This window comes from Pseudomonas sp. B21-023, assembly GCF_024749165.1.
GTDB lineage: Bacteria > Pseudomonadota > Gammaproteobacteria > Pseudomonadales > Pseudomonadaceae > Aquipseudomonas.
In genome coordinates this window covers 2,455,544-2,475,852 of sequence record NZ_CP087190.1, presented here as the reverse complement: position 1 = coordinate 2,475,852, position 20,309 = coordinate 2,455,544, and the positions used below count along the sequence as shown (strand labels likewise).

17 protein-coding genes, 2 pseudogenes and 2 riboswitches are annotated in these 20,309 nt (G+C 66.3%); of the genes and pseudogenes, 8 read left to right on the top strand and 11 right to left on the bottom strand.

What is annotated here, in order from left to right; genetic code table 11:
* The gene (cobN, locus tag LOY42_RS11245; protein ID WP_258600642.1) at positions 1–3,762 is read right to left on the bottom strand and encodes a cobaltochelatase subunit CobN; all 3,762 of its coding nucleotides are present in this window, start codon (positions 3,760–3,762) and stop codon (positions 1–3) included.
* A 3-nt stretch (positions 3,763–3,765) separates the two neighbouring features.
* Positions 3,766–4,833: a cobalamin biosynthesis protein CobW gene (cobW, locus tag LOY42_RS11240; RefSeq protein ID WP_046855331.1), complete on the bottom strand. Its 1,068-nt coding sequence runs from the start codon at positions 4,831–4,833 to the stop codon at positions 3,766–3,768.
* A gap of 100 nt (positions 4,834–4,933) precedes the next feature.
* A riboswitch (cobalamin riboswitch) is annotated at positions 4,934–5,133 on the bottom strand.
* A gap of 60 nt (positions 5,134–5,193) precedes the next feature.
* Positions 5,194–5,418: riboswitch (cobalamin riboswitch) on the top strand.
* A gap of 99 nt (positions 5,419–5,517) precedes the next feature.
* On the opposite strand from cobW, the gene LOY42_RS11235 reads away from it, so the two are divergent.
* From LOY42_RS11235 to LOY42_RS11205, 7 genes are all read left to right on the top strand, one after another.
* Positions 5,518–5,703: a CbtB-domain containing protein gene (locus LOY42_RS11235; RefSeq protein WP_046855330.1), complete on the top strand. Its 186-nt coding sequence runs from the start codon at positions 5,518–5,520 to the stop codon at positions 5,701–5,703.
* Between the two features lie 10 nt (positions 5,704–5,713).
* Complete coding sequence (locus LOY42_RS11230; RefSeq protein ID WP_258600637.1) at positions 5,714–6,403, top strand: CbtA family protein; 690 nt, start codon at positions 5,714–5,716, stop codon at positions 6,401–6,403.
* Positions 6,403–6,813 (top strand): cobalamin biosynthesis protein, encoded by a 411-nt coding sequence (locus LOY42_RS11225; protein WP_139670528.1) that lies wholly within the window; start codon positions 6,403–6,405, stop codon positions 6,811–6,813. Before LOY42_RS11230 ends, LOY42_RS11225 begins: the two co-directional genes overlap by 1 nt.
* Before the next feature lie 28 nt (positions 6,814–6,841).
* Complete coding sequence (gene cobM / locus LOY42_RS11220) at positions 6,842–7,594, top strand: precorrin-4 C(11)-methyltransferase (protein ID WP_110702179.1); 753 nt, start codon at positions 6,842–6,844, stop codon at positions 7,592–7,594.
* 64 nt (positions 7,595–7,658) lie between these two features.
* Positions 7,659–7,901, top strand: coding sequence for a DUF1272 domain-containing protein (locus LOY42_RS11215; RefSeq protein WP_102682448.1), 243 nt, complete (start codon positions 7,659–7,661; stop codon positions 7,899–7,901).
* Positions 7,902–8,087: 186 nt separating this feature from the next.
* Positions 8,088–8,702, top strand: a complete 615-nt coding sequence (locus tag LOY42_RS11210; protein WP_102682447.1) for a response regulator transcription factor — start codon at positions 8,088–8,090, stop codon at positions 8,700–8,702.
* A gap of 3 nt (positions 8,703–8,705) precedes the next feature.
* Positions 8,706–11,963 (top strand): transporter substrate-binding domain-containing protein, encoded by a 3,258-nt coding sequence (locus LOY42_RS11205; RefSeq protein ID WP_258600634.1) that lies wholly within the window; start codon positions 8,706–8,708, stop codon positions 11,961–11,963.
* Here LOY42_RS11205 and LOY42_RS26585 read toward each other — a convergent pair.
* Both LOY42_RS26585 and LOY42_RS26580 read right to left on the bottom strand, forming a co-directional pair.
* Positions 11,938–12,357 (bottom strand): annotated as a pseudogene (locus LOY42_RS26585) (methyl-accepting chemotaxis protein); the annotation flags it as partial. The gene LOY42_RS11205 and the pseudogene LOY42_RS26585 overlap by 26 nt on opposite strands.
* 165 nt (positions 12,358–12,522) lie before the next feature.
* A pseudogene (locus tag LOY42_RS26580) lies at positions 12,523–13,152 on the bottom strand (PAS domain-containing protein); the annotation flags it as partial.
* 397 nt (positions 13,153–13,549) lie between these two features.
* On the opposite strand from LOY42_RS26580, the gene LOY42_RS11190 reads away from it, so the two are divergent.
* The gene (locus LOY42_RS11190; protein WP_110702188.1) at positions 13,550–13,936 is read left to right on the top strand and encodes a VOC family protein; all 387 of its coding nucleotides are present in this window, start codon (positions 13,550–13,552) and stop codon (positions 13,934–13,936) included.
* Here the strand turns inward: LOY42_RS11190 and LOY42_RS11185 are convergent, their stop codons facing one another.
* The 7 genes from LOY42_RS11185 to LOY42_RS11155 are packed head-to-tail and all read right to left on the bottom strand — an operon-like array spanning position 13,937 to position 20,225.
* On the bottom strand, positions 13,937–15,310 hold the full coding sequence (locus tag LOY42_RS11185) for a sensor histidine kinase (protein WP_258600631.1): 1,374 nt from the start codon (positions 15,308–15,310) through the stop codon (positions 13,937–13,939). It lies immediately after the preceding gene.
* Positions 15,307–15,969 carry a response regulator gene (locus LOY42_RS11180; protein ID WP_110702192.1) on the bottom strand — a complete coding sequence of 221 codons (663 nt, stop codon included), beginning with the start codon at positions 15,967–15,969 and terminating at the stop codon, positions 15,307–15,309. The genes LOY42_RS11185 and LOY42_RS11180 overlap by 4 nt, the downstream gene beginning before the upstream one ends.
* 2 nt (positions 15,970–15,971) lie before the next feature.
* Positions 15,972–16,613: a tetratricopeptide repeat protein gene (locus LOY42_RS11175; RefSeq protein WP_110702194.1), complete on the bottom strand. Its 642-nt coding sequence runs from the start codon at positions 16,611–16,613 to the stop codon at positions 15,972–15,974.
* Positions 16,610–17,416 carry an SDR family oxidoreductase gene (locus LOY42_RS11170; RefSeq protein ID WP_110702196.1) on the bottom strand — a complete coding sequence of 269 codons (807 nt, stop codon included), beginning with the start codon at positions 17,414–17,416 and terminating at the stop codon, positions 16,610–16,612. Before LOY42_RS11170 ends, LOY42_RS11175 begins: the two co-directional genes overlap by 4 nt.
* On the bottom strand, positions 17,403–18,083 hold the full coding sequence (locus LOY42_RS11165; protein WP_139670518.1) for a TenA family transcriptional regulator: 681 nt from the start codon (positions 18,081–18,083) through the stop codon (positions 17,403–17,405). The genes LOY42_RS11170 and LOY42_RS11165 overlap by 14 nt, the downstream gene beginning before the upstream one ends.
* Before the next feature lie 8 nt (positions 18,084–18,091).
* Complete coding sequence (locus LOY42_RS11160) at positions 18,092–19,558, bottom strand: AMP-binding protein (protein WP_139670516.1); 1,467 nt, start codon at positions 19,556–19,558, stop codon at positions 18,092–18,094.
* Positions 19,548–20,225 carry a thermostable hemolysin gene (locus tag LOY42_RS11155; protein WP_110702203.1) on the bottom strand — a complete coding sequence of 226 codons (678 nt, stop codon included), beginning with the start codon at positions 20,223–20,225 and terminating at the stop codon, positions 19,548–19,550. The genes LOY42_RS11160 and LOY42_RS11155 overlap by 11 nt, the downstream gene beginning before the upstream one ends.
* Between the last annotated feature and the right edge of the window lie 84 nt (positions 20,226–20,309).

The window sequence follows — 20,309 nt, the reverse complement described above, 5'->3', positions numbered from 1 at the left end:
TCAGCTGTCTTCCTCGCCGGCGAGCAACTGCTGCTCGAGGCTCTCGCGATAGTCGCCCGGCTCCTGCCACAATCCGCGCTGCTGGGCTTCCAGCAAGCGCTCGGTAAGGTCGCGCAGGGCTTCGGGGTTGTGCTCGCGCATGAAATCACGGGTGGCCGGGTCGAGCACATAGGCGTCGGCCAGGCCCTGGTAATGATGGTCGTCGATCAGGTGGGTGGTGGCGTCGAAGGCAAACAGGTTGTCGACCGTCGCCGCCAGCTCGAATGCACCTTTATAGCCATGACGCTTGGCGCCGTCGATCCATTTCGGATTGAGCGCGCGGGCACGGATCACTCGGTTGAGTTCTTCCTTCAGGGTCCGCACCCGCGGCCGGTCGGCCTGGCTGTGATCGCCGTGGTAACTGGCCCGCGAGGTGCCGGCCAGGGTTTCGGCGGCCGCCAGCATGCCGCCCTGGAACTGGTAGTAGTCGTTGGAGTCGAGCAGGTCGTGCTCGTGGTTGTCCTGGTTCTGCAGCACCGCCTGTACCTGCGCCAGGCGCTGGGCGAATGCGGCGCGGGCCGGCGTGCCCTCGTCGCTGGCGCCGTAGGCGTAGCCACCATGGTTGAGGTAGACCTCGGCCAGGTCGTCGCGGCTGTGCCACAGGCGCCCGTCGATGGCGTTCTGCACGCCCGCTCCGTAAGCCCCCGGCTTGGCTCCGAACACCCGCCAGCCGGCCTGCCGCGCCGCCTGCTCCAGCGCCATGCCGGCGCCGAGCAACGCTTCACGCTCGGCGCGCACCCGGGCGGCCAGGGGGTTCAGGTCGTCCGGCTCGTCCAGCGCGGCCACTGCCTGCACCGCGGCGTCGAACAGGCGGATCAGGTTGCCGAAGGCGTCACGGAAGAAACCCGACACCCGCAGCGTCACATCCACCCGCGGCCGGTCTAGCAGGCTCAATGGCAGGATCTCGAAGTCGTCAACCCGCTGGCTGCCGGTGGCCCACACCGGACGCACGCCCATCAGCGCCAGGGCCTGGGCGATGTCGTCGCCACCGGTGCGCATGGTCGCCGTGCCCCACACCGACAGACCCAGCTGACGCAAGTGGTCGCCGTGGTCCTGCAGGTGGCGCTCGAGGATCAGGTTGGCCGAGGCGAACCCCAGGCGCCAGGCCGTGGTGGTCGGCAGGTTGCGCACATCGACGGTGTAGAAGTTGCGCCCGGTGGGCAACACGTCCAGGCGGCCACGGCTGGGCGCGCCACTGGGCCCGGCCGGGACGAAACGCCCGGCCAGCGCGGCCAGCAGGCCGTCGATCTCGGCGGCGCCACAGGCGTCCAGGTCCGGTGCGATCTGTTCGACCAGCGCCTGCAACACCTCGCGTACCGGTGCCCAGCCGTCTTCATCCGGCAACGCCGCAGCCCCTTGCAATGCCTGCTCGATCAATGTCAGCGCCAGCCACTCCAGGCGCTCACGGGTATCACCACAGGTACGCCATGCGCTGCTGTCGACTTGCAGCAGCAGGCCCGGGCGCGGCCCATCCCAGGGCTGTCCCAGGTCGCAGTCCAACGGATCGAAGCCCAACGCCAAGGCCTTGGCCAGCACGCGAATCAGGCTGGCGTTACCGCCCTTGCCATCTCCCCGCGCCACCCGCGCCAGGGCCAGCAGCGTGTCGCTGCGCAGGCGCCCCTGGGGCGACTGACCGAACACATGCAGGCCATCGCGGATCTGCGACTCCTTGAGGTCGCACAGGTAGGTATCCAGGCGCGGCAACCACACCGCAGCATCCTCCAGCTGCCCTTCAAGCTGCAGTTCACGGTCGATGTGGTTGGCCTTGACCAGTGCGAGGATGTCGCGCTGCAACTCATTGGCGCGACGTGGATCGAGCAGCTGCGCTTCGTAGTACTCGTCGGCCAGCTGCTCAAGGTGGCGCAGCGGGCCGTAGGTCTCGGCGCGGGTCAATGGCGGCATCAGGTGGTCGATGATTACCGCCTGGGTACGGCGCTTGGCCTGGGCGCCCTCGCCTGGGTCATTGACAATGAACGGATAGATGTTGGGCAGCGGCCCGAGCAACGCGTCCGGCCAGCATTCGGCGGACAGCCCCACGCCCTTGCCTGGCAGCCATTCCAGATTGCCGTGCTTGCCGACATGGATCAGCGCATCGGCGGCGTAGCCGTTGCGCAACCAGAAGTGGAACGCCAGGTAGCCGTGCGGCGGCACCAGGTCCGGGTCGTGGTACACGGCGCTGTGGTCCACCTGGTAGCCCCGCGCCGGCTGGATGCCGACGAAGGTCAGGCCGTAGCGCAAGCCGGCGACCATCATGCGCCCGCTGCGGAACATCGGGTCCTGCTCGGGCGGCCCCCAGCGCTCCAGCACGGCGCGCTGGTTGGCCTCGGGCAACGCGGCGAAGGCGCTGTGGTAGTCGGCCAGGGCCAGGCTCTGGGCACAGGGGCGCTGGTCAAGGTGATCGAGGTCGTTGGTGACACCGCCGAGCAACTGGTGGATCAACTCGGTGCCGCTGTCGGGCAGGCCGGCTACCGGATAACCCTGCGCCTGCAGGGCCTTGAGGATATTCAACGCGGCGCCTGGGGTGTCGAGGCCGACACCATTGCCGATGCGCCCGTCGCGGGTCGGGTAGTTGGCCAGCACCAGGGCCACACGCTTCTCCTGGTTGTCCAGGCGCGCCAGTGTCACCCAGCGTCGCGCCAGCTCGGCGACGAAATCCATGCGTTCGGGGTGGGCGCGGTAGCAGACCACGTCGGACTGGCTGCGCTCACTGCGCCAAGCCAGGTCCTTGAAGCTCACCGGCCGGGTGATGATGCGCCCGTCCAGCTCGGGCAAGGCGATGTGCATTGCCAGGTCGCGGGCGCCGAGGCCCTGCTCGCTCTGCTCCCAGCCGGGCTGGTTGTCCTGGGCGCAGATCGCCTGCAACACCGGCACATCGCGGCGCAATGGGCGCAGATTGGGCTGTTCGGGGCTGGACAGGGCAAAGCCGGTGGTGTTGATCACCACCTCGGCCTGCACTTCGTCGAGCCAGGCCTCGACCAGGTCCAGGCAGCCGCGTTCCTTGAGGCTGGCCACCGCGATCGGTAACGGATTCAAGCCGCAAGCCTGCAGGCGCTGGCAGAACACATCGATGAACGCGGTGTTGGCTGCCTGCAGGTGGGAGCGGTAGAACAGCAGCGGTGCCACCGGGTACTCCGGATGCCATTCGGTGTACCAGTCCTCGAGCCGTGCGGTGGCCTTGGCCGGGTGATAGACCACCGTGCGCGGCAAGGGCTGCGGCTCGGCCCAGGGGTAGGCGCGCCCCAGCCACTGGCTGGCCAGGCAGTTGAACAGGTTCAGTGCATTGGCCTTGCCACCCTGGCGCAGGAAATGCCAGAGGCGCTCGGCCTGTTCACCGCCCACCGTGCCCAGTCCGGTCAGCTCCGGGTCGGGACGGTCGTCGCCGGGTACCAGGATCAGCTGTACGCCACGGGCCGCCAACTCGACCAGTTGTTCGACACCATAGCGCCAGTAACCGACACCGCCATGCAGCGACACCAGGATCACCTTGGCATGGCGCAGCACCTCGTCGACATACAGGTCGACCGAGGCATGGTTCTGCACCTGCATCGGGTTGGCCAGGCGCACGCTGGGGAAATCCGCCGGCAACTGCTCGGCGGTTTCGGCAAGCAGCGCCAGGTGTGAATCACCGCTGCAGAGGATCACCAGTTCGGCGGGGGTCTGGCCGAGGTCGGCGATGCTGTCGTCCGGCACAAAGCCGCCGGGCTGGGTCCGCAGCAGGTGCATGGGTCAGGCGCCCAGGGCCTGGCGCAGGCGCGCTTCCAGCTGGGTCGCGTCCAGGTCCTGGCCGATCAGCACCAGGCGGGTGATCCGTGGCTCCTCGCTGCGCCATGCACGGTCGAAATGCTTGTCGAAACGGGTGCCCACGCCCTGGATCAGCAGGCGCATCGGCTTGCCGGGAATGGCGGCGAAACCCTTGGCGCGCAGGATGCCGAACTCGGTGACCAGTTGCGTCAAGGCATCGAGCAACAGGCTTTCGTCAGCCTCGGGCAGGTCGATGGAGATCGAGTCGAAGGCGTCGTGGTCATGGTCGTCATGGTCATCGCCGTCGTGATGGCTGTCGTGGTGGGTGCGGCGGCCGTCGATATGCGCCTCGGACTCGGCGCCCACGCCCAGCAGCACCTCCAGCGGCAGACGACCACTGCTTGCCTCGATCACCTTGACCGCCGGCGGCAGTTCCTCGGCCACTTCGGCACGGACCTTGGCCAGGCCCTCGGCATCGATCAGGTCGGCCTTGTTCAGTACCACCAGGTCGGCGCTGGCCAGTTGGTCGGCGAACAGTTCGTGCAGCGGCGACTCATGGTCGAGATTAGGGTCGAGCTTGCGCTGGGCGTCGACCTGGTCCGGGTAGGCGGCAAAGGTGCCGGCGGCCACGGCCGGGCTGTCGACCACGGTGATCACCGCGTCGACCGTGCAGGCGTTGCGGATTTCCGGCCACTGGAAGGCCTGTACCAGCGGCTTGGGCAAGGCCAGGCCGCTGGTTTCGATAAGGATATGGTCGAGGTCGCCGCGGCGCGCCACCAGCTCGCGCATCACCGGGAAGAACTCCTCCTGCACGGTGCAGCACAGGCAGCCATTGGCCAGCTCGTAGACGCGGCCGTTGGCCTCTTCCTCGGAGCAGCCGATGCTGCACTGCTTGAGGATCTCGCCATCGATGCCAAGCTCGCCGAACTCGTTGACGATCACCGCGATGCGGCGGCCCTGGGCGTTGTCGAGCATATGGCGCAGCAAGGTGGTCTTGCCCGAGCCGAGGAAGCCGGTAACGATGGTGACGGGAAGCTTGGCCAGTGTTTTCATGTCGCGATGCCCTTGGCAGCAATGGCGCGGGCATGCAGGACGACAGCCACGGCCCGTGTCGGCCTGGCGGGTTCGCCACCGGATCACCCCGCCCGGTTGAAAGTCGAAAACGTTGCGAGGCAGGTCTCCTGGCTTGCACCGCCGGCCGTCAAAGCCAGTGGGATGGCGCCTTCCCGCGCGTGCGCAGTGGCTGTGCCGATCCGTCATCAGTGCCTACAGTTGCGGGGGCAGCCGCGGCTTGTACCGCGTTCCCGTCTTAGCCCGGGCCAGCGCCCGGGAACCTCGAACCGGCAAGGCTACGCAGTGCCTGCCTGGCGGTCAACCGCCGCGGCGATTGACGCAGGCCCGGCCCCGTGATTTGCTAGCGCATTGCGTTCAGGTGCCCCCAACGGGGGTGAAACGGGAAACCGGTGCGTCGCGCCTCCTTGAAGAGGGCGACAAGGCCGGTGCTGCCCCCGCAACGGTAAGCGAGAGAAGCGTCCAGACCACTGTGCCCATCGTGCGGCATGGGAAGGTGGCGCTTGATCGATGGAGCCCCGCTCCACCTCGCCAGCCCGGAGACCGGCCTGACATGCTTGCAGAACACCCCGCGGTGGGCGGGCGCTGTCGTATCACCTGGGCCAGCCGTGCCCGGGGGCGTCGCGCCTGCCCGTTGCCACAACAAAAGCAGCAGAGGAACGCGTCATGCCCATCACCCACGCCAAACCCAGTATCGCCACCCCCGTCAGTCTCAGCCAGCGCCTGATCGTCGCGGTCGGCGCCAGCCTGCTGGGCCTGTGCCTGGTGTACTTCGCCGGTTTCTCGCACATCGAGGCGGTGCACAACGCCGCCCACGACACCCGCCACAGCGCCGCCTTCCCTTGCCACTGAGTACACCCGCATGATCACGCGCATCGCCCGTACCGCGGGTTTCAGCGGCCTGCTCGCCGCCCTGCTGCTGACCCTGCTGCAAAGCTTCTGGGTCGCCCCGCTGATTCTCCAGGCGGAAACCTATGAAACCGCCCCCCCCGCCGCCGAACATCATGAACATGGCGAGGCCGCCGCGCCCCATGAGCACAGCGCCGAGGCCTGGGCACCCGAAGATGGCTGGCAACGTATCCTGTCCACCACGGGCGGCAACCTCGTGGTCGCCGTCGGCTTCGCCCTGATCCTCGCCGCGCTGTACAGCCTGCGCGCCCCGGGCCGCGTGGCCACCGGCGCACTGTGGGGCCTGGCGGGCTTCGCCGTGTTCTGCCTGGCGCCGACCCTGGGCCTGCCACCGGAACTGCCTGGCACCGCCGCCGCCGACCTCGGCCAGCGCCAGACCTGGTGGATCGGCACCGCCGCCGCCACCGCCGCCGGCCTGGCGTTGCTGGTGTTCGCCCAGCACTGGCTGTTCAAGGTGCTCGGCGTCGCCCTGCTGGTGATCCCGCACCTGATCGGCGCGCCACAGCCAGCGGTTCATGAAAGCCTGGCCCCCGAGGCGCTGGAGACCCAGTTCAAGATCGCTTCGTGGCTGACCAACGCCGCGTTCTGGTTGGCCCTGGGCCTGCTCAGCGCCTGGTTGTTCCGCCGCTCCAGCCAGCACTGATGCGCGACCTTGTTCCCCAGCCGGCGTTGTATGCCGGCTTTGGTTGCCGCCGTGGCTGTCCGGTCGAAACGCTCGCGGTGCTGCTGCGCCAGACCCTGACCAACCACGCCCTGCCCCTGTCGGCGCTGAAGGCAATCGCCAGCATCGAACCCAAGGCGCGCGAGCCCGGCCTGCTGGCACTGGCCGAGCGGCTCGGGCTGCCGTTCATCTGCTTCGACAGCAGCCACTTGTCGACCTTCGAAGCGCTGCTCAGTCAGCGCTCGACAACGGTGTACGCCCAGACTGGCTGCTGGGGCGTCGCCGAAAGCGCAGCCCTGGCCCTGGCCGGCCGCACCGGCGTTGCGCCGCGCCTGCATGTGCCAAGGCAAGGGCTCGGCGGCGCTACCCTGGCCCTGGCCATCGGCGGATAATCCGCCTCTTTACCTGCAAGGAACCTCCATGACGGTCTATTTCATCGGTGCCGGCCCCGGCGATCCCGAGCTGATCACGGTCAAGGGCCAGCGCCTTGTCCGTCAGTGCCCGGTAATCATCTACGCAGGCTCGCTGGTTCCAGCTGCAGTGCTCGAGGGGCATCAGGCGCACACCGTCATCAACAGCGCCGAGCTGCACCTGGAGCAGATCATCGAGGCCATGCGCCAGGCCCATGCCAACGGCCAGGACGTGGCTCGCGTGCACAGCGGCGACCCTAGCCTGTACGGCGCCATCGGCGAACAGATCCGCCACCTGCGTGAGTCGGGCATCGATTACCAGATCATCCCCGGAGTCACCGCCACTGCCGCCAGCGCCGCGCTGCTGGGTTGCGAGCTGACACTGCCGGACGTGGCGCAGACGGTGATCCTCACCCGCTACGGCGACAACTCGCCGATGCCGGCCGGTGAACAGCTGGCCGATCTGGCCCGCCATGGCAGCACCCTGGCCATCCACCTGGGTGTACGCCACCTGCCGCGTATCGTCGAGCAACTGCTGCCCCACTATGGCGCCGACTGCCCCATTGCCGTGGTCCATCGTGCCACCTGGCCAGACCAGGATTGGGTCAAGGGCACCCTGGCGGACATCGTCGAGCGCCTGGCAGCCAAGGGCTTCCGGCGTACCGCGCTGATCCTCGTCGGTCATGTCCTGGGCGATGCCCCGTTCGCCGACTCGGCCCTGTACCGCGCCGGTCACGCCCATCTCTACCGCCCCGGCCCGTGAAGCGATTGCCGAGTGAGCGTGGGCGGCGCACACTGGGCCTTCCAACTGGATGGAAACCCTGCCCATGCTCGACCTGCGCCCCAACTGCGAATGCTGTGACACCGACCTCCCTCCCGAAAGTCCGGATGCGCTGATCTGTTCGTTCGAGTGCACCTTCTGTCGTGCCTGTAACGAGCGGCATTTCCATGACCGCTGCCCGAACTGCGGCGGCCAACTGGTGATGCGCCCCACTCGTGTGGGCAAGGTACTGGGCAACAACCCCGCCTCCACCCAGCGAGTGCTCAAGCCGCACGCCCCCTGCGGCTGAGCGCTTGTACCCAAACCTTGTTTGTAGGAATTTTCTACAGCTTGGTGCGGGATTTTCAACACACCTATACTCGCCTATTACCAAGGGTCCTGAATGTCCGTAAGGTGCGCGCTGCCCAGCAAGTCCGCGGCCCGCGCCTGAAATGCAACGCAGGAAGCGGGCTGCACTTTGACAGGAGTGACCTGAATGACATCCGTGCTGTTGGTCGATGACCACCACATTGTGCGACTCGCCGTACGCATGCTGCTTGAACGCGAACGCTTTACCGTCGTGGGTGAAACCGGCAAAGGCAAAGAGGCTGCCCGCCTGGCCGAGCAGACCAGGGCCGATGTGGTTATCCTCGACATCGGCCTGCCGGACCTCGACGGCATGGAAGTGATCAAGCGCCTCAAGCTGATCGACCCGCCCCCACGGATCATGGCCCTGACCGGCCAGCCCGCCGACCTCTACGTGCGCCGCTGCATGGACGCCGGCATCTCAGCCTTCGTCAACAAGGACGAGGACCTCGATGCCCTGGTCTTCGCCCTCAAAGCCCTGGTCAAGGGTTACTCGACCTTTCCGCAGATGGCGGTCAACAGCAATACCCTGGAAAGCGAGACCGAGCGCCTGGCACTGCTTTCCAACCGTGAAATGGAAGTGCTGCGCCGGCTCAGCGCCGGCCAGAGCAACAAACTGATCGGCGAGCAGATGAACCTCAGCGCCAAGACCATCAGCACCTACCGCGGCCGGATCATGGAAAAGCTCAAGGTCGAGTCACTGGTGGAAATGGTCGACCTGGCCAAACGCAACAACGTGGCCTGAATCATGATCAAGGGCGCCCTGCTGTGCCTGCTGCTGGCCACGCTGACGTCTTTGCCCGTACAGGGTGAGCCGCACAGCGAAACTCGCCACCTGCTGGCCCGCGCCCTGAGCGCGGCGCCTCCCTTGACGCTGGCGGCAACCGACCGACAGTGGCTTGCTGAGCGCGGAGGCCTGGTGCTGGGCAGCTCGCGCCCCGACTATCCCCCCTTCGACATCAACAACAGCCAGTCCGACTACGAGGGCCTGAGCGCGGACTACGCCGGCCTGATCAGCGAGCAGTTGGGCGTGCCGGTCAAAGTGCGTCGCTATCCAAGCCGCGAGCAGGCCCTGGATGCGCTGCGCGCTGGCGAAATCGATCTGCTGGGCAGTTCCAACGCTTTCGAGGCCAACGATGCACAACTGGCTCTCAGCCTGCCCTATGCCGATGACCTGCCAGTCATCGTATCGCGCAAGGACCAGCCCCTGCGCGACGGTGACGACCTGGCCGGCCTGCGCCTGGCCATGGTGGATCATTACCTGCCCATGCAGGCGGTGCGACGCCTCTATCCCGGCGTCCAGCTGAACCTCTATCGCTCGACCCTCGCAGGGGTCGCCGCCGTGGCCCTAGGTGAGGCCGACGCCTACCTGGGTGACGCCATCAGTACCGACTATGCAATTGCCAAAGGTTTCCAGGAAACGGTCAAGGTCGATCATTTCGTCAAGGCCCCGGCCAGCAGCTTCGCCTTTGCCCTGACCCAGGACAACCAGCGCCTGCTGCAACTGGTCGACCTGGCCCTGGGGCGCATCGCCGACAGCGAACGGCTGAACATCCTGCGCCGCTGGGCTGGCGGCGGCACCAGCCTGCTGCTTGACCGTCGCCTCGATGCCCTGACCCAGGAGGAGCGCGACTGGATCGCGCAACACCGGCAGATCACGGTGATGATCAACACCACCCTGGCGCCCCTGAGCTTCACCGACGCCCAGCAGCAACCACGGGGTATCGCCCTGAACCTGCTGGAGCGTATCGGCCTGAGCACCGGCCTGCGTTTCAAGGTGGTCGAGTCGGAGTCGTTCGAGGACATGATCGAGCAGGTCGCCCAGGGCAAGGCGGACATGATCGGCGCCATCGGTTACGGCGAGCACCGCGCCCAACGCCTGCGCTACACCCGCCCCTACATGATCAGCCCGCGGGTTCTGGTGGTCCGCCAGGATGCAGCGCCCCTCGATCCGCAGCAACCGCTGCGAGGACTACGGGTGGCCTTGCTGAGGGGATCGCCCTTGCGCGAAGGCCTCGAACGGCAGTACGGCGACCTGCGGACCGTCGAGGTGGAGAACCCCCTGCAGCTGATGGAGGCCGTGGCCAACGGCGATGCCGATGTCGCCCTTGGCTCGCACATCAATGCCAGCTATTTCATCAACCAGGTGTTCAAGCACCGCCTGCGCATTGCCGGCCTGCACGGTGACGAGCCGGCCCTGGCGACCTTCGCCGCAGGCCCCGCGCAGCCGCAATTGCAGGCGATCCTCGACAAGGCCTTGCTGAGCATCCCACCCGACGAGCTGGAGCAACGGGTCAATCGATGGCGAACCAACACCGCAGTCAGCGACAGCCCCTGGCGCAACTACCGCACCCTGGCGCTGCAAGTACTGGTGCTGGCCGCCCTGCTGCTGGCCGGCGTGGCGTTCTGGAACACCTACCTGCGCAAGCTGATCCACCAGCGTAGCGAGGCCCAACGCGCCCTGCAGGAACAACTGGCACTCAGCCGCGGATTGCTCGAACAGTTGCGCCAGGCCAAGGACGATGCCGAGCAGGCCAGCCGGGCGAAAAGCACCTTCCTGGCAGTCATGAGCCACGAAATCCGCACACCGATGAACGCAGTCATCGGCCTGCTCGAGATGGCACTGGAGGACAGCCAGCACGGCCATAGCGACAGCCAGGCGCTGGAGGCGGCCCACGGCTCGGCGATTGGCCTGCTCGACCTGATTGGCGATGTGCTCGACATCTCTCGCATCGAGTCCGGCCACATGACGCTGCAACCGGTAGCTTGCGATCTGGTCGAGCTGATCAGTGCGACCCTGCGGGTTTTCGAAGGCAACGCACGCCTCAAAGGGCTTGCGCTGGGTGCGCTGCTGCCCGCCTCGCCCACTTGGCTGCTGGTCGATCCGCTGCGTTTCAAGCAGGTGCTGTCAAACCTGCTGAGCAACGCGATCAAGTTCACTGACCACGGCCGGATCGACGTGTCGCTGGCTGTCGCCCCGATTGATACCGGCCTGCTTGAGGTCAGGCTGCAAATCAAGGACAGCGGCGTGGGGATCAGCAGTAGCGATCAGGCACGTCTGTTCACCAGTTTTTCCCAGGTCGATGGCCGGCAGGCACGCCAGGGGGCGGGCCTGGGCCTGGTGATCAGCCGCGAGCTGTGCGAGCTGATGGGGGGCGAGCTGCACCTGAACAGCATCGAGGGCCTGGGCACCCAGGTCGAAGTGCATCTGCGCCTGCCAGGCGCCGAGCCTCCTGCCACCGAGCCTGCCGGCAAGGCCTTGATCGAAGCCGGTGCTGGCCCGCTGCAAGTCCTGGTCGTGGATGACTACCCCGCCAACCTGTTGCTGCTCGACAAGCAACTGCGCTCGCTGGGTCACCAGGTGACCCTCGCCGACCAGGGCATGGCCGCGCTGTCGCTCTGGCTGGACGGCCATTTCGATGTGGTCATCACCGACTGCAGCATGCCGGTGATGGACGGCCATGAGTTGGCCCGCCAGATTCGTGCACGGGAGCGCGAAGAAAACCTGCCCGCGGTTCGAATCATCGGCGTGACGGCCAATGCCCAGGCCGAGGAACGCCAGCGCTGCCTGGACAACGGCATGGATGAATGCCTGTTCAAACCGATCGGCCTGCAGGCACTCAAGGCCTGCCTGCCGCGGGCCGCAGAGGCGCCCCGCGCCAGCGGCTTCGACCTGGCGCAACTGCGTCACCTCACCCAGGACGACGATCGGCTGGTCAAGCGCCTGCTGGAGCAACTGGCACAAAGCAGTGCCGAAGACCTCCAGGCATTGCATGCACTGGGCGCCAACCCGCCAGCCGAAGCCCTCGCCCCGGTAGTCCATCGAGTCAAGGGCGGTGCGCGGATGCTCAAGGTCAGGGGCGTGAGGCAGGATTGCGAAGCGCTGGAGCAGGCCATAGCCCTGGGGCAGCCGGTTGAGCAACGGCTCGCCCAGTTACGGTCGAGCCTGCACACCCTGGAGCTCGAACTGCGCCAGAGCCTCAGTGCAATTGAAGGGTCGAATTGATCTGGCTGATGGCGTCCACCACGTGCCGCGAACCCTGCTGGATCTCCATGATCACCGTACCGGCCTCGTTGGCCAGTTCCACACCCAGGCCAGTACGGGTCAGACTTGACTGCATGCTGGCCACGGCGGTCAACGACAGGTCATGGTTCTGCCGCACCACTTCGACGATCTCCAGGGTCGCCTTGCTGGTGCGCGCCGCCAGGTTGCGCACCTCATCGGCGACCACGGCGAAGCCACGGCCATGCTCGCCGGCCCGGGCCGCCTCGATGGCGGCATTGAGCGCCAGCAGGTTGGTCTGGTCGGCGATGCCGCGGATGGTCAGGACGATCTGCCCGATCACCTCGGACTGTTTGCTCACCGCGTCGATGGTGCGGGCGGCGTCGTTGAGTTCGCAAGAGATCTGCTCGATCACCTCGACCGCCTGCTGCACCACCTGTGTCCCCTTGCGCGCGCAGGCGTCGGTCTGCACCGAGCTGGCATGGGCAGCGCCGGCGGCAGTCTGCTGGGTGCTGACCTGGCGGGTGATGTCGCTGGCGAACTTCACCACTTTGTACAGGCGGCCCTTGTTGTCGAAGATGGGGTTGTAGGACGCCTCGAGGTACACGGTCTGGCCTTGCTTGTTGACCCGTTCAAAGCGATGGGAGTGGTACTCGCCGCGGTTGAGCGAGGCCCAGAAGTCGCGGTACTGGGCCGACTCGCGCTCGTGCGGCAGGCAGAACAGCCCGTGATGGCGCCCCACCACCTCCTCAAGGCGATAGCCCATGGTATCGAGGAAATTCTGGTTGGCCTTGATCACGCGGCCGGCCGGGGTGAACTCGATCACTGCCATGGAACGGCCGATTGCCTTGAGCAGGCTTTCGCTCTCGTGCTCCTCGATCACGTGGCGGGTGATGTCGGAGGCCACCTTGATCACGCTGGTCACCTGCTGGCGTTCATCGATCACCGGCATGTAGCTGGCCTCCAGCCACACCTCGCGGCCCGCCTTGTCCAGGCGCTCGAACGTACCGCTGATGGCCTTGCCCTCGCCAAGTTCGCGCCAGAGCTGCTGGTACTCGGCGCTCTTGGCGTAGGCCGGGTCGCAGAACAGCCGATGGTGCTTGCCGCGGATCTCGTCGGCGCTGTAGCCCATGGTCTTGCAGAAGTTCTCGTTCGCCTCGAGGATCGTGCCATCCGGCGCGAACTCGATCATCGCCATGGAACGGCTGATCGCTGCCAGCTTCGCCTCCATGCCCGCCAAGGCCTGCCGGCTGCGCTGAATCTCGATCAAGTCGGACTTGCGATGGTACTCGAACATGGACCGGGCCTCCTGTGCTCACGGAATGTCCTGAGCATAGATCGGCGCTGAAGCCATGCAAGCGATCTGATATCACTTTCGCATTAGGCATTTGCGCCGTCTGTCCGCTGGTCATTCGGTTTTGCGGAGATGCATCGATACAAACACCCAATGACAATTGCACTGCGTCTAGAACGAACAGGAACTCTCGATTTCACCGCCCCATCTTCAAACGCACTGTTTGAATACATCCTGAACAACAGATGGCCAGGGATGTGCTTTGCTAGAGAGAGGAATCAACGGAGCTAGTCTGATGAAGATCGTAGTCACCAGCATCCTCGTCGACGACCAGGCCAAGGCCCATGCCTTCTACCATCATGTCCTGGGCTTCGAGCCCAGGCACGACATCCCCATGGGCAAGTACCGCTGGCTCACCCTCACCTCCCCCAATGATCCCAATGGCGTCGAGTTGCTGCTCGAGCCCGATGCCCATCCTGCGGCGAAGGCCTACAAGGCGGCGCTCAAGCAGGACGGCATCCCTGCCACCTCGTTCGGGGTGCGCGATATCCATGCCGAATACGAGCGCCTGTGCAAGGCGAACGTGCAATTCACCCAGCCACCCACCGACATGGGCCCGGTCACCGTGGCGGTCTTCGATGACACCTGCGGCAACCTGATCCAGATCGCCCAGCGTCACTGATCAGGCCTGCGCCGCCGGCAACCGCAGGGTGGCGCACAATCCCCGCGGCGAGGCATTGTGCAATTGCACGCTACCGTCCAGGCGCTTGATGACGGTGCTCACGATCGACAATCCCAGACCGGCGCCATTGGGCGCGTCCTTGCTGTAGAAACGCTCGAATACCCGCTCCAGGTCGGCCGGCTCGATACCAGGGCCTTCGTCCTGCACTTCCAGCACCAATGCCTGTTGCTCGCGGTGTAGGCCCACCCGCACCCGCCCCCCAGAGGGCGAATGATCCACCGCGTTGGTCACCAGGTTCTGCAGGGCAATGCCCAGTGCGCCGGCATCGCTGTACAACCGGTAGTCAACCCCTTCGGCGATCTCCAGGGAGGGTTCCTGACCACGTTCGAGGATCCACGGGGTCAGCTCCGCCAGGGTCTCGGTGACCAACACAGCGAGGTCGACTTCAGTCCAGTTGCGCTGCGCCAGGCGGGGTTCCAGGCGGGCCAGGGTCAGCAGCTGGTTGACCACCCGGGTCAGGCGGTCGACACCGCCGATCAGATAACCCAGGGCCTTGTTGCGCTCCGCCTCGCCGGTGGCGGCCTGGGCGTTCTGCGCGTGCAGGCGCAGGATCGCCAGCGGCGTGCGCATCTCGTGGGCGGCATCGGCAATGAAACGGTGTTCTCGGCGCAGCAATTGCTCGATCTGCGCCAGCAGCCGATTGATCGCCGCCTGCATTGGTTCGAGCTCTTTGGGCAACGGCACCAGCTGCAGGGGGTCCAGGGACTCGGCGTGACGGCCACGGATCACCTGGGCCATGTTCTGCAACGGCTGCAGCCCCCAGCCGATGGCCACCCAGACCAGCAGCGCCAATGCCAGGCTGCCGAGCAGAAACGGCATCAAGGTGTGACGCACGATCCTGTCAATCAGGTCGTAGCGCACATCGTTGCGTTCCCCCACCCAGATCAGCCAGTGCTTCTCCGCCACCGGCAGCACAAAACCACGCCATCGCTGGCCCTGCACCAGCATGTCGGAAAACCCCGGCGTGCTCGGTGGCACCGCGAATGCGGGCGCGCTGGGGGTACGCACCAGCAAGGTAGCGCGGTCGTCCCACACCTGGAAGGCCAGTTTGCTTTCGTAAGGGTGGCCGACCCGGTGCCGCCCCGCCTTGCTCAGCGCCTCGTCGAATGCCTGGTACAGCGCCTGACGGTTCTGTTCCTGCACCGGCAGGCTCATCACCCCCTGCAGCAGGCGAGCGTTCTGCGCCAGATGGGCATCGTATACTTCGGTGATTTCATGCCGGCTGTCGTGGTAGTTGTACAGCGCCAACAGACCGCTGCCGAGCAGCAGCAACAGCATGACCCGCCACAGCGTGCGCTGGCGCAACGAACTCATGCGCGCCCCTCCACCAGGTAGCCGATACCGCGGACCGTGCGGATCAAGCCGTTGAACAGCTTCTTGCGCAACTGGTAGATGTTGACTTCAAGGGTGTTGCTCTCAGGCTCCTCGTCCCAGCCGTAGAGCAACTGGGTCAGGCGCTCGCGGGTAAAGACCTTGCCCGGCTGGGCAAGCAGCTCGTGCAGCAACAGGTACTCCTTGGGCGTGAGTACTACCGGCTGACCGTTGTAGCGCACCTGCTGGGTCGCCGGATCGAGGCTCACGCCGGCATGCTCGATCAGCACCCGGGCGCGCCCTGCGCTGCGCCGTAGCAGAGCGCGCAGGCGGGCCTTGAGTTCGTTGAGGTCGAAGGGTTTTACCAGGTAATCGTCGGCACCGGCATCGAGCCCGGCGATACGATCCTCCAGCCCATCGCGCGCGGTGAGGATCAGCACCGGCATGGCGTTTTCCGCTGCGCGCAGGCACCGCAACAGCGCCAGGCCATCCAGGCGCGGCAACCCCAGGTCCAGCACCAGCACGTCGAAGGTCTCGACGCTCAGCGCGTGCAACGCACTCTGGCCATCCTGCAGCCAGTCCAGGGTGTAGCCCTCCAGGCGCAGGCCATCGCAGATCCCCTCGCCCAACGCGGCGTCATCCTCAACCAGTAGCAGGCGCATGCTCAGTCCTGTTTGTCTTCGATGGCCTTGAGTAAAGCATCGATTTCCCCGCGCCGGCCCTGGTCTGCCAGCGCGCGGCCTGGCCGCGGCGCGGCGCGCAGGGCCTTGTCCAAGGCAGTGCGGGCTTCACCATAACGGTTCTGCCGGTACAGGTGGTCGGCCCAGAAGTAGTTGCTGTCGATACCATCGGGGTTGATCGCCAGGGCCTGGCGCAGCATCGCTTCGGCCTTGTCCTGGTCGCCGAACCCCAGGGGCCAGCCCGGTACCCGGTCGTACAACGCCCCCAGGCTGGTGTAGGCCGACCCTTGCAGGGCCTTGGGGTCCAGCGCCAGCGCCTTCTCCAGGCTGGCACGGGCGGCCTTGACTTTGCCCAGCGCGCCGAGCCCGCCGGTGGCACCGGCCCAGCTGCTGTTGACGATACCCTCCCAGATCAACGGCTCCGCCGAGCCCGGGTACTGACGGACAAACCCCGCCGCGTCCACGGCCAGCGCCTCGAAGGCTTTGGCGCGCTGCCCTTCGGGCAGTTGGTACTGAATCTGCGCCCAGCGCTGTTGCACCTCGCTCAGGCGTTGGTTGCCGGCCTGGTCGAGGGCCCAGACAAAGGGCGAAAAGGCCAGCACACTGGCCAATAGCAGACGTTTCATTTGCCTGACTCCTTGCCCGGATGGGCGCTAAAGCGGCGAATCAGCGGCAGTTGCTTGCGCAGGGCACGATCAACCAGCCCGGGCAGCATGCCGTTCAAGCGCACGAAGAGTTTTTCCGGCCAGCCCAGGTACAGCTCGCTGCGCTCGGCCTGGACCGCGTCGAGCACCGCGCGGGCCACATCCCGCGGCTGGTCCACGCCCACCTTCAGCGCCTGGTTGAGCGCCGTGGCGGCATTGCTGTTCATCGCCGTGCGCGTTGCCCGTGGCGCGGCGTACAGCACATTCACCGGGGTGTCGGCCAGTTCGCGGCGCAGCGCTTCGGAAAAGCCGCGCAGGGCGAACTTGCTGGCGCAGTAGGCGGCATAGCCGGGGTAGCCGATCGAGCCATAGGTGGAGCCAACATTGACCACCAGAGCCCTAGGCTGATCGCGTAGCAGTGGCAGGCAGGCACGGGTCAGTTGCAGCGCGGCCTTGAGGTTGATATCCAGCAGCTCGTCGAGCGCCGCCTCGTCAAGCTGGTCGAGCAAGGCGAAGCGATTGATCCCGGCGGCATTGATCAGCACGTTGACGCCCCCCATGGACCGCGCGGCTGCCAGCACGTCCTGGCGACTCTGGGCACAGCGCAGGTCGGCCGCTTGCCAACGCAATTGTTGCGGAAAACGGTTCATCAACTGCGCCAGCTGGCCCAGGTGCCGGCTCACGGCCAGCACCCGTGCGCCGGCGACACATAGCTGCTCGGCCAGTTCCAGGCCGATCCCGCCACTGGCCCCGGTCAGCACCACCACGCAATCAGGCAAGCGCATGCCGCACCTCGCTCTGGCCTGCCCGTGGCAGGTGCTGGAACATTTCACTGTACAGGCGGTACACCACCTTGGCGGCATGGATCACCGCCTGCTGATCGCCACTGTCGTCCAGGCGATCCATCAGGCTGCGGTAGGTCACCATATGGTCCTGGTCGAGAGCGCCATGGGAATTGAGGTAGCTGAACGCTTCGTCCGGGAGCCCCAGGCTACCCTGTATCCTGCCGGCGGCCTGGGTGGCCAGGGCGATACTGGTACCCTCGAGCACATTGACCATGCCGAACAGCCCCACCGGGTTGCCCCGGGCGATCAGGTCGTAGAGGAACGCGACCATCAGCTCGATCGACAACGCAGGACGACCGTCGCGGACCTTGTCCGGGTCACCGCCACAGGCGGCGATGTCGTTGAGGATCCAGCGTTCGTGACCGTACTCCTCGTCAATGTATTCACACACGGCGCCACGCAGCCACTCCAGACGCGACGGCAGACGGGCGCCACAGGCCATCATCAACGGAACGGTATGGCGCACATGGTGGTAGGCCTGGGCCAGGAAGGCCACATAACCCTCCACGCTCACCACCCCACCCAGGGCATCGCGGATCACCGGGACACCGAACAGCGCTTCGCGCTCGCGGGCGGTCTGTGCTTGCAGGTTTTCGAAAAAGGACATGGCGAACCTCATGCTTGTTGAAGAACGGACAACAGGGACTGGTAATGCAGCAGGATCGCCTCGCGGCGTGGGCGGCCATTGGGCGTGAGGGTCCCCGCCTCGGCATTCAACGGCTCAGACAAGCGTCGCCAGGCATGTACCCGGGCATAGTCCGGCAGGCCATCGTTGCACTGGCGAACCGCCCGCTCGATCTGTTCGTCGCTGGCCTGCGAGTCCAGCGGCCAGAGCAACGCCAGGTTGCCCGGCAGGCCCTCGCCGTGCACGAAGGCCTGGGCGATGACCCCTCCCTGGGTCAGCTCGGCCTCGACCCATTCAGGGTTGACGTTACGCCCGAAGCTGGTGATGAACTGGTGCTTCTTGCGCCCGGCCAGGTGCAGGTAGCCGTCGCGATCAAGCTGGCCGAGGTCGCCGGTCGGCCACCACTGGCCGTCGAACACAGGCTCGCCGAGGTAACCGAGCAAGGTCGAGCCGGCCACCAGCACCTCGCCGTCCTCGGCAATGCGCACCTGCACATGGGGCAACGGCCGGCCGGCACTGCCCGGGCGCAGCGCCCCGGGGCGGTTCAGGCACACTACCGATGCGCACTCGGACAAGCCGTAGCCTTCGTACACCGGCAGGCCCACCGCAGCAGCACGCGCCAGCAGGCTGGCGGCCACCCGGGCACCGCCCACGGCGACAAAACGCAACGGACCGACACGCATGACCCCGCGCTCGATGGCCGTGACCAGCCCCAGCAAAAGCTGCGGGACCAGGATCAGGCTCTCTGCGCCGCTCAGGGCGATCGCCCCGAGCAGACGCGCGAAGTCCACCTGGCTGGCGCCGCGGATGCCCAGTTGCGCCTGCGGATAGAGCATGACCACGGCGCCGGCCAGAAGCGCCGCGTACACCCCCAGGTTTTCCAGCAACACCGCCAGCGGCAGCACGGCCAGGTACTTGCCCGGCGCCGCCTCACGGCTGGCCGTTTCCAGCTCGCGGGCGACCTGCAGCATCGACGCGGCTGCCAGGCAAACGCCCTTGGGCGCACCGGTACTACCGGAGGTGTAGGTGATCTTGGCGGTGCCGTGCGGCAGTCGCGGTGACGCAAGCGGGTCACGGTGCCAGAACCGCGTGCCGCGAGTGAAACCACAGGCTTGCAGCTCATCGGCCAGCGCGCTGTCGGCCAGCACCAGTGACACGCCACCCTGCGTCAGGCAGTGGCGCCGCTGGGCCGCGCTGAAAAAGCCCGGCAGCAGCAGGATCGGGCGCTCGGCCAGTAACGCGGCAAGGTCCCACAGCAGGGCTTGCGGGCCGTTATCCACTGCCAGGGCGAAGGTGCCGGCAGGTTGTTCGCGCAGCCAGTGCACCCGCTGGCGAACCTCACCCAGCAACTGCGCATAGCTGAAACGTTCATCACTGCCCAGCAGCGCCGGTTGCTCGCCACGGTGGCGGGCATGGACCTGCAGCGTTTCGAAGAACGCCTCGATGTCATGCGGCATGACCGCTCTCCTGCTTCGCCACCGGCAGGCCCAGCCGTTCGAACACGCCCGCACGGGCCAGTGCCGCGTGGCCTAGCCCGATATTGCCGACGAATACCTGGGGTTGCTGTGCGTAGTAACTGCCCCAACTGCCGGACTCCTCGCCCAGACGGTGGGCAGCCGCCTGCGCCACGACAGTGGGCTCCAGCCCCAGTCGGCGAAAACTGTTGAGCAAGGTCGCCGCGCCAGTGAATGCCACCCACTGCAGGCCGCGTGCCGCCAGCAGCCAGGTCACCGCGACGATCATGATCCGCGCGCTGCCGGCACTGAGCGCCGCCAGGTTGCCCACTTCCACCAGCTGCTCTCGGGTGACCGGCCCCGCCGCCACGTTCGCCACGGCGCTTTCCAGCGGCACATCGAGGTAGCGCTCCAGGAACAACGGCGCACTGCCGGCCAGGCGTAAGCCGGCGGCGGCGATCAGCCGGTCATGGCGATCATGCAGCCCCAGCAGTTCGGGCAGGTAATGATGCACGTCAGCGTGATGCACACAGGCGAAGCGCGCGTGAATGAACCGCTCCAGTTCGAGTCGACCTGGCGTACCCGGCCCATGCAGCAGAAGTCGGGCCTGGTGTTGCGCATGGCAGCCAATGGCCACGGGAAACAGGGTGTTCCAATTCAGCTCGGTCATGACGGGCCCCCGCTCATTTCAGTGGAGGCAGTATCGAGGGCGAATCTGAAGCCAGTCTGAAGTGTCGCTATCGCGAGTGATGGC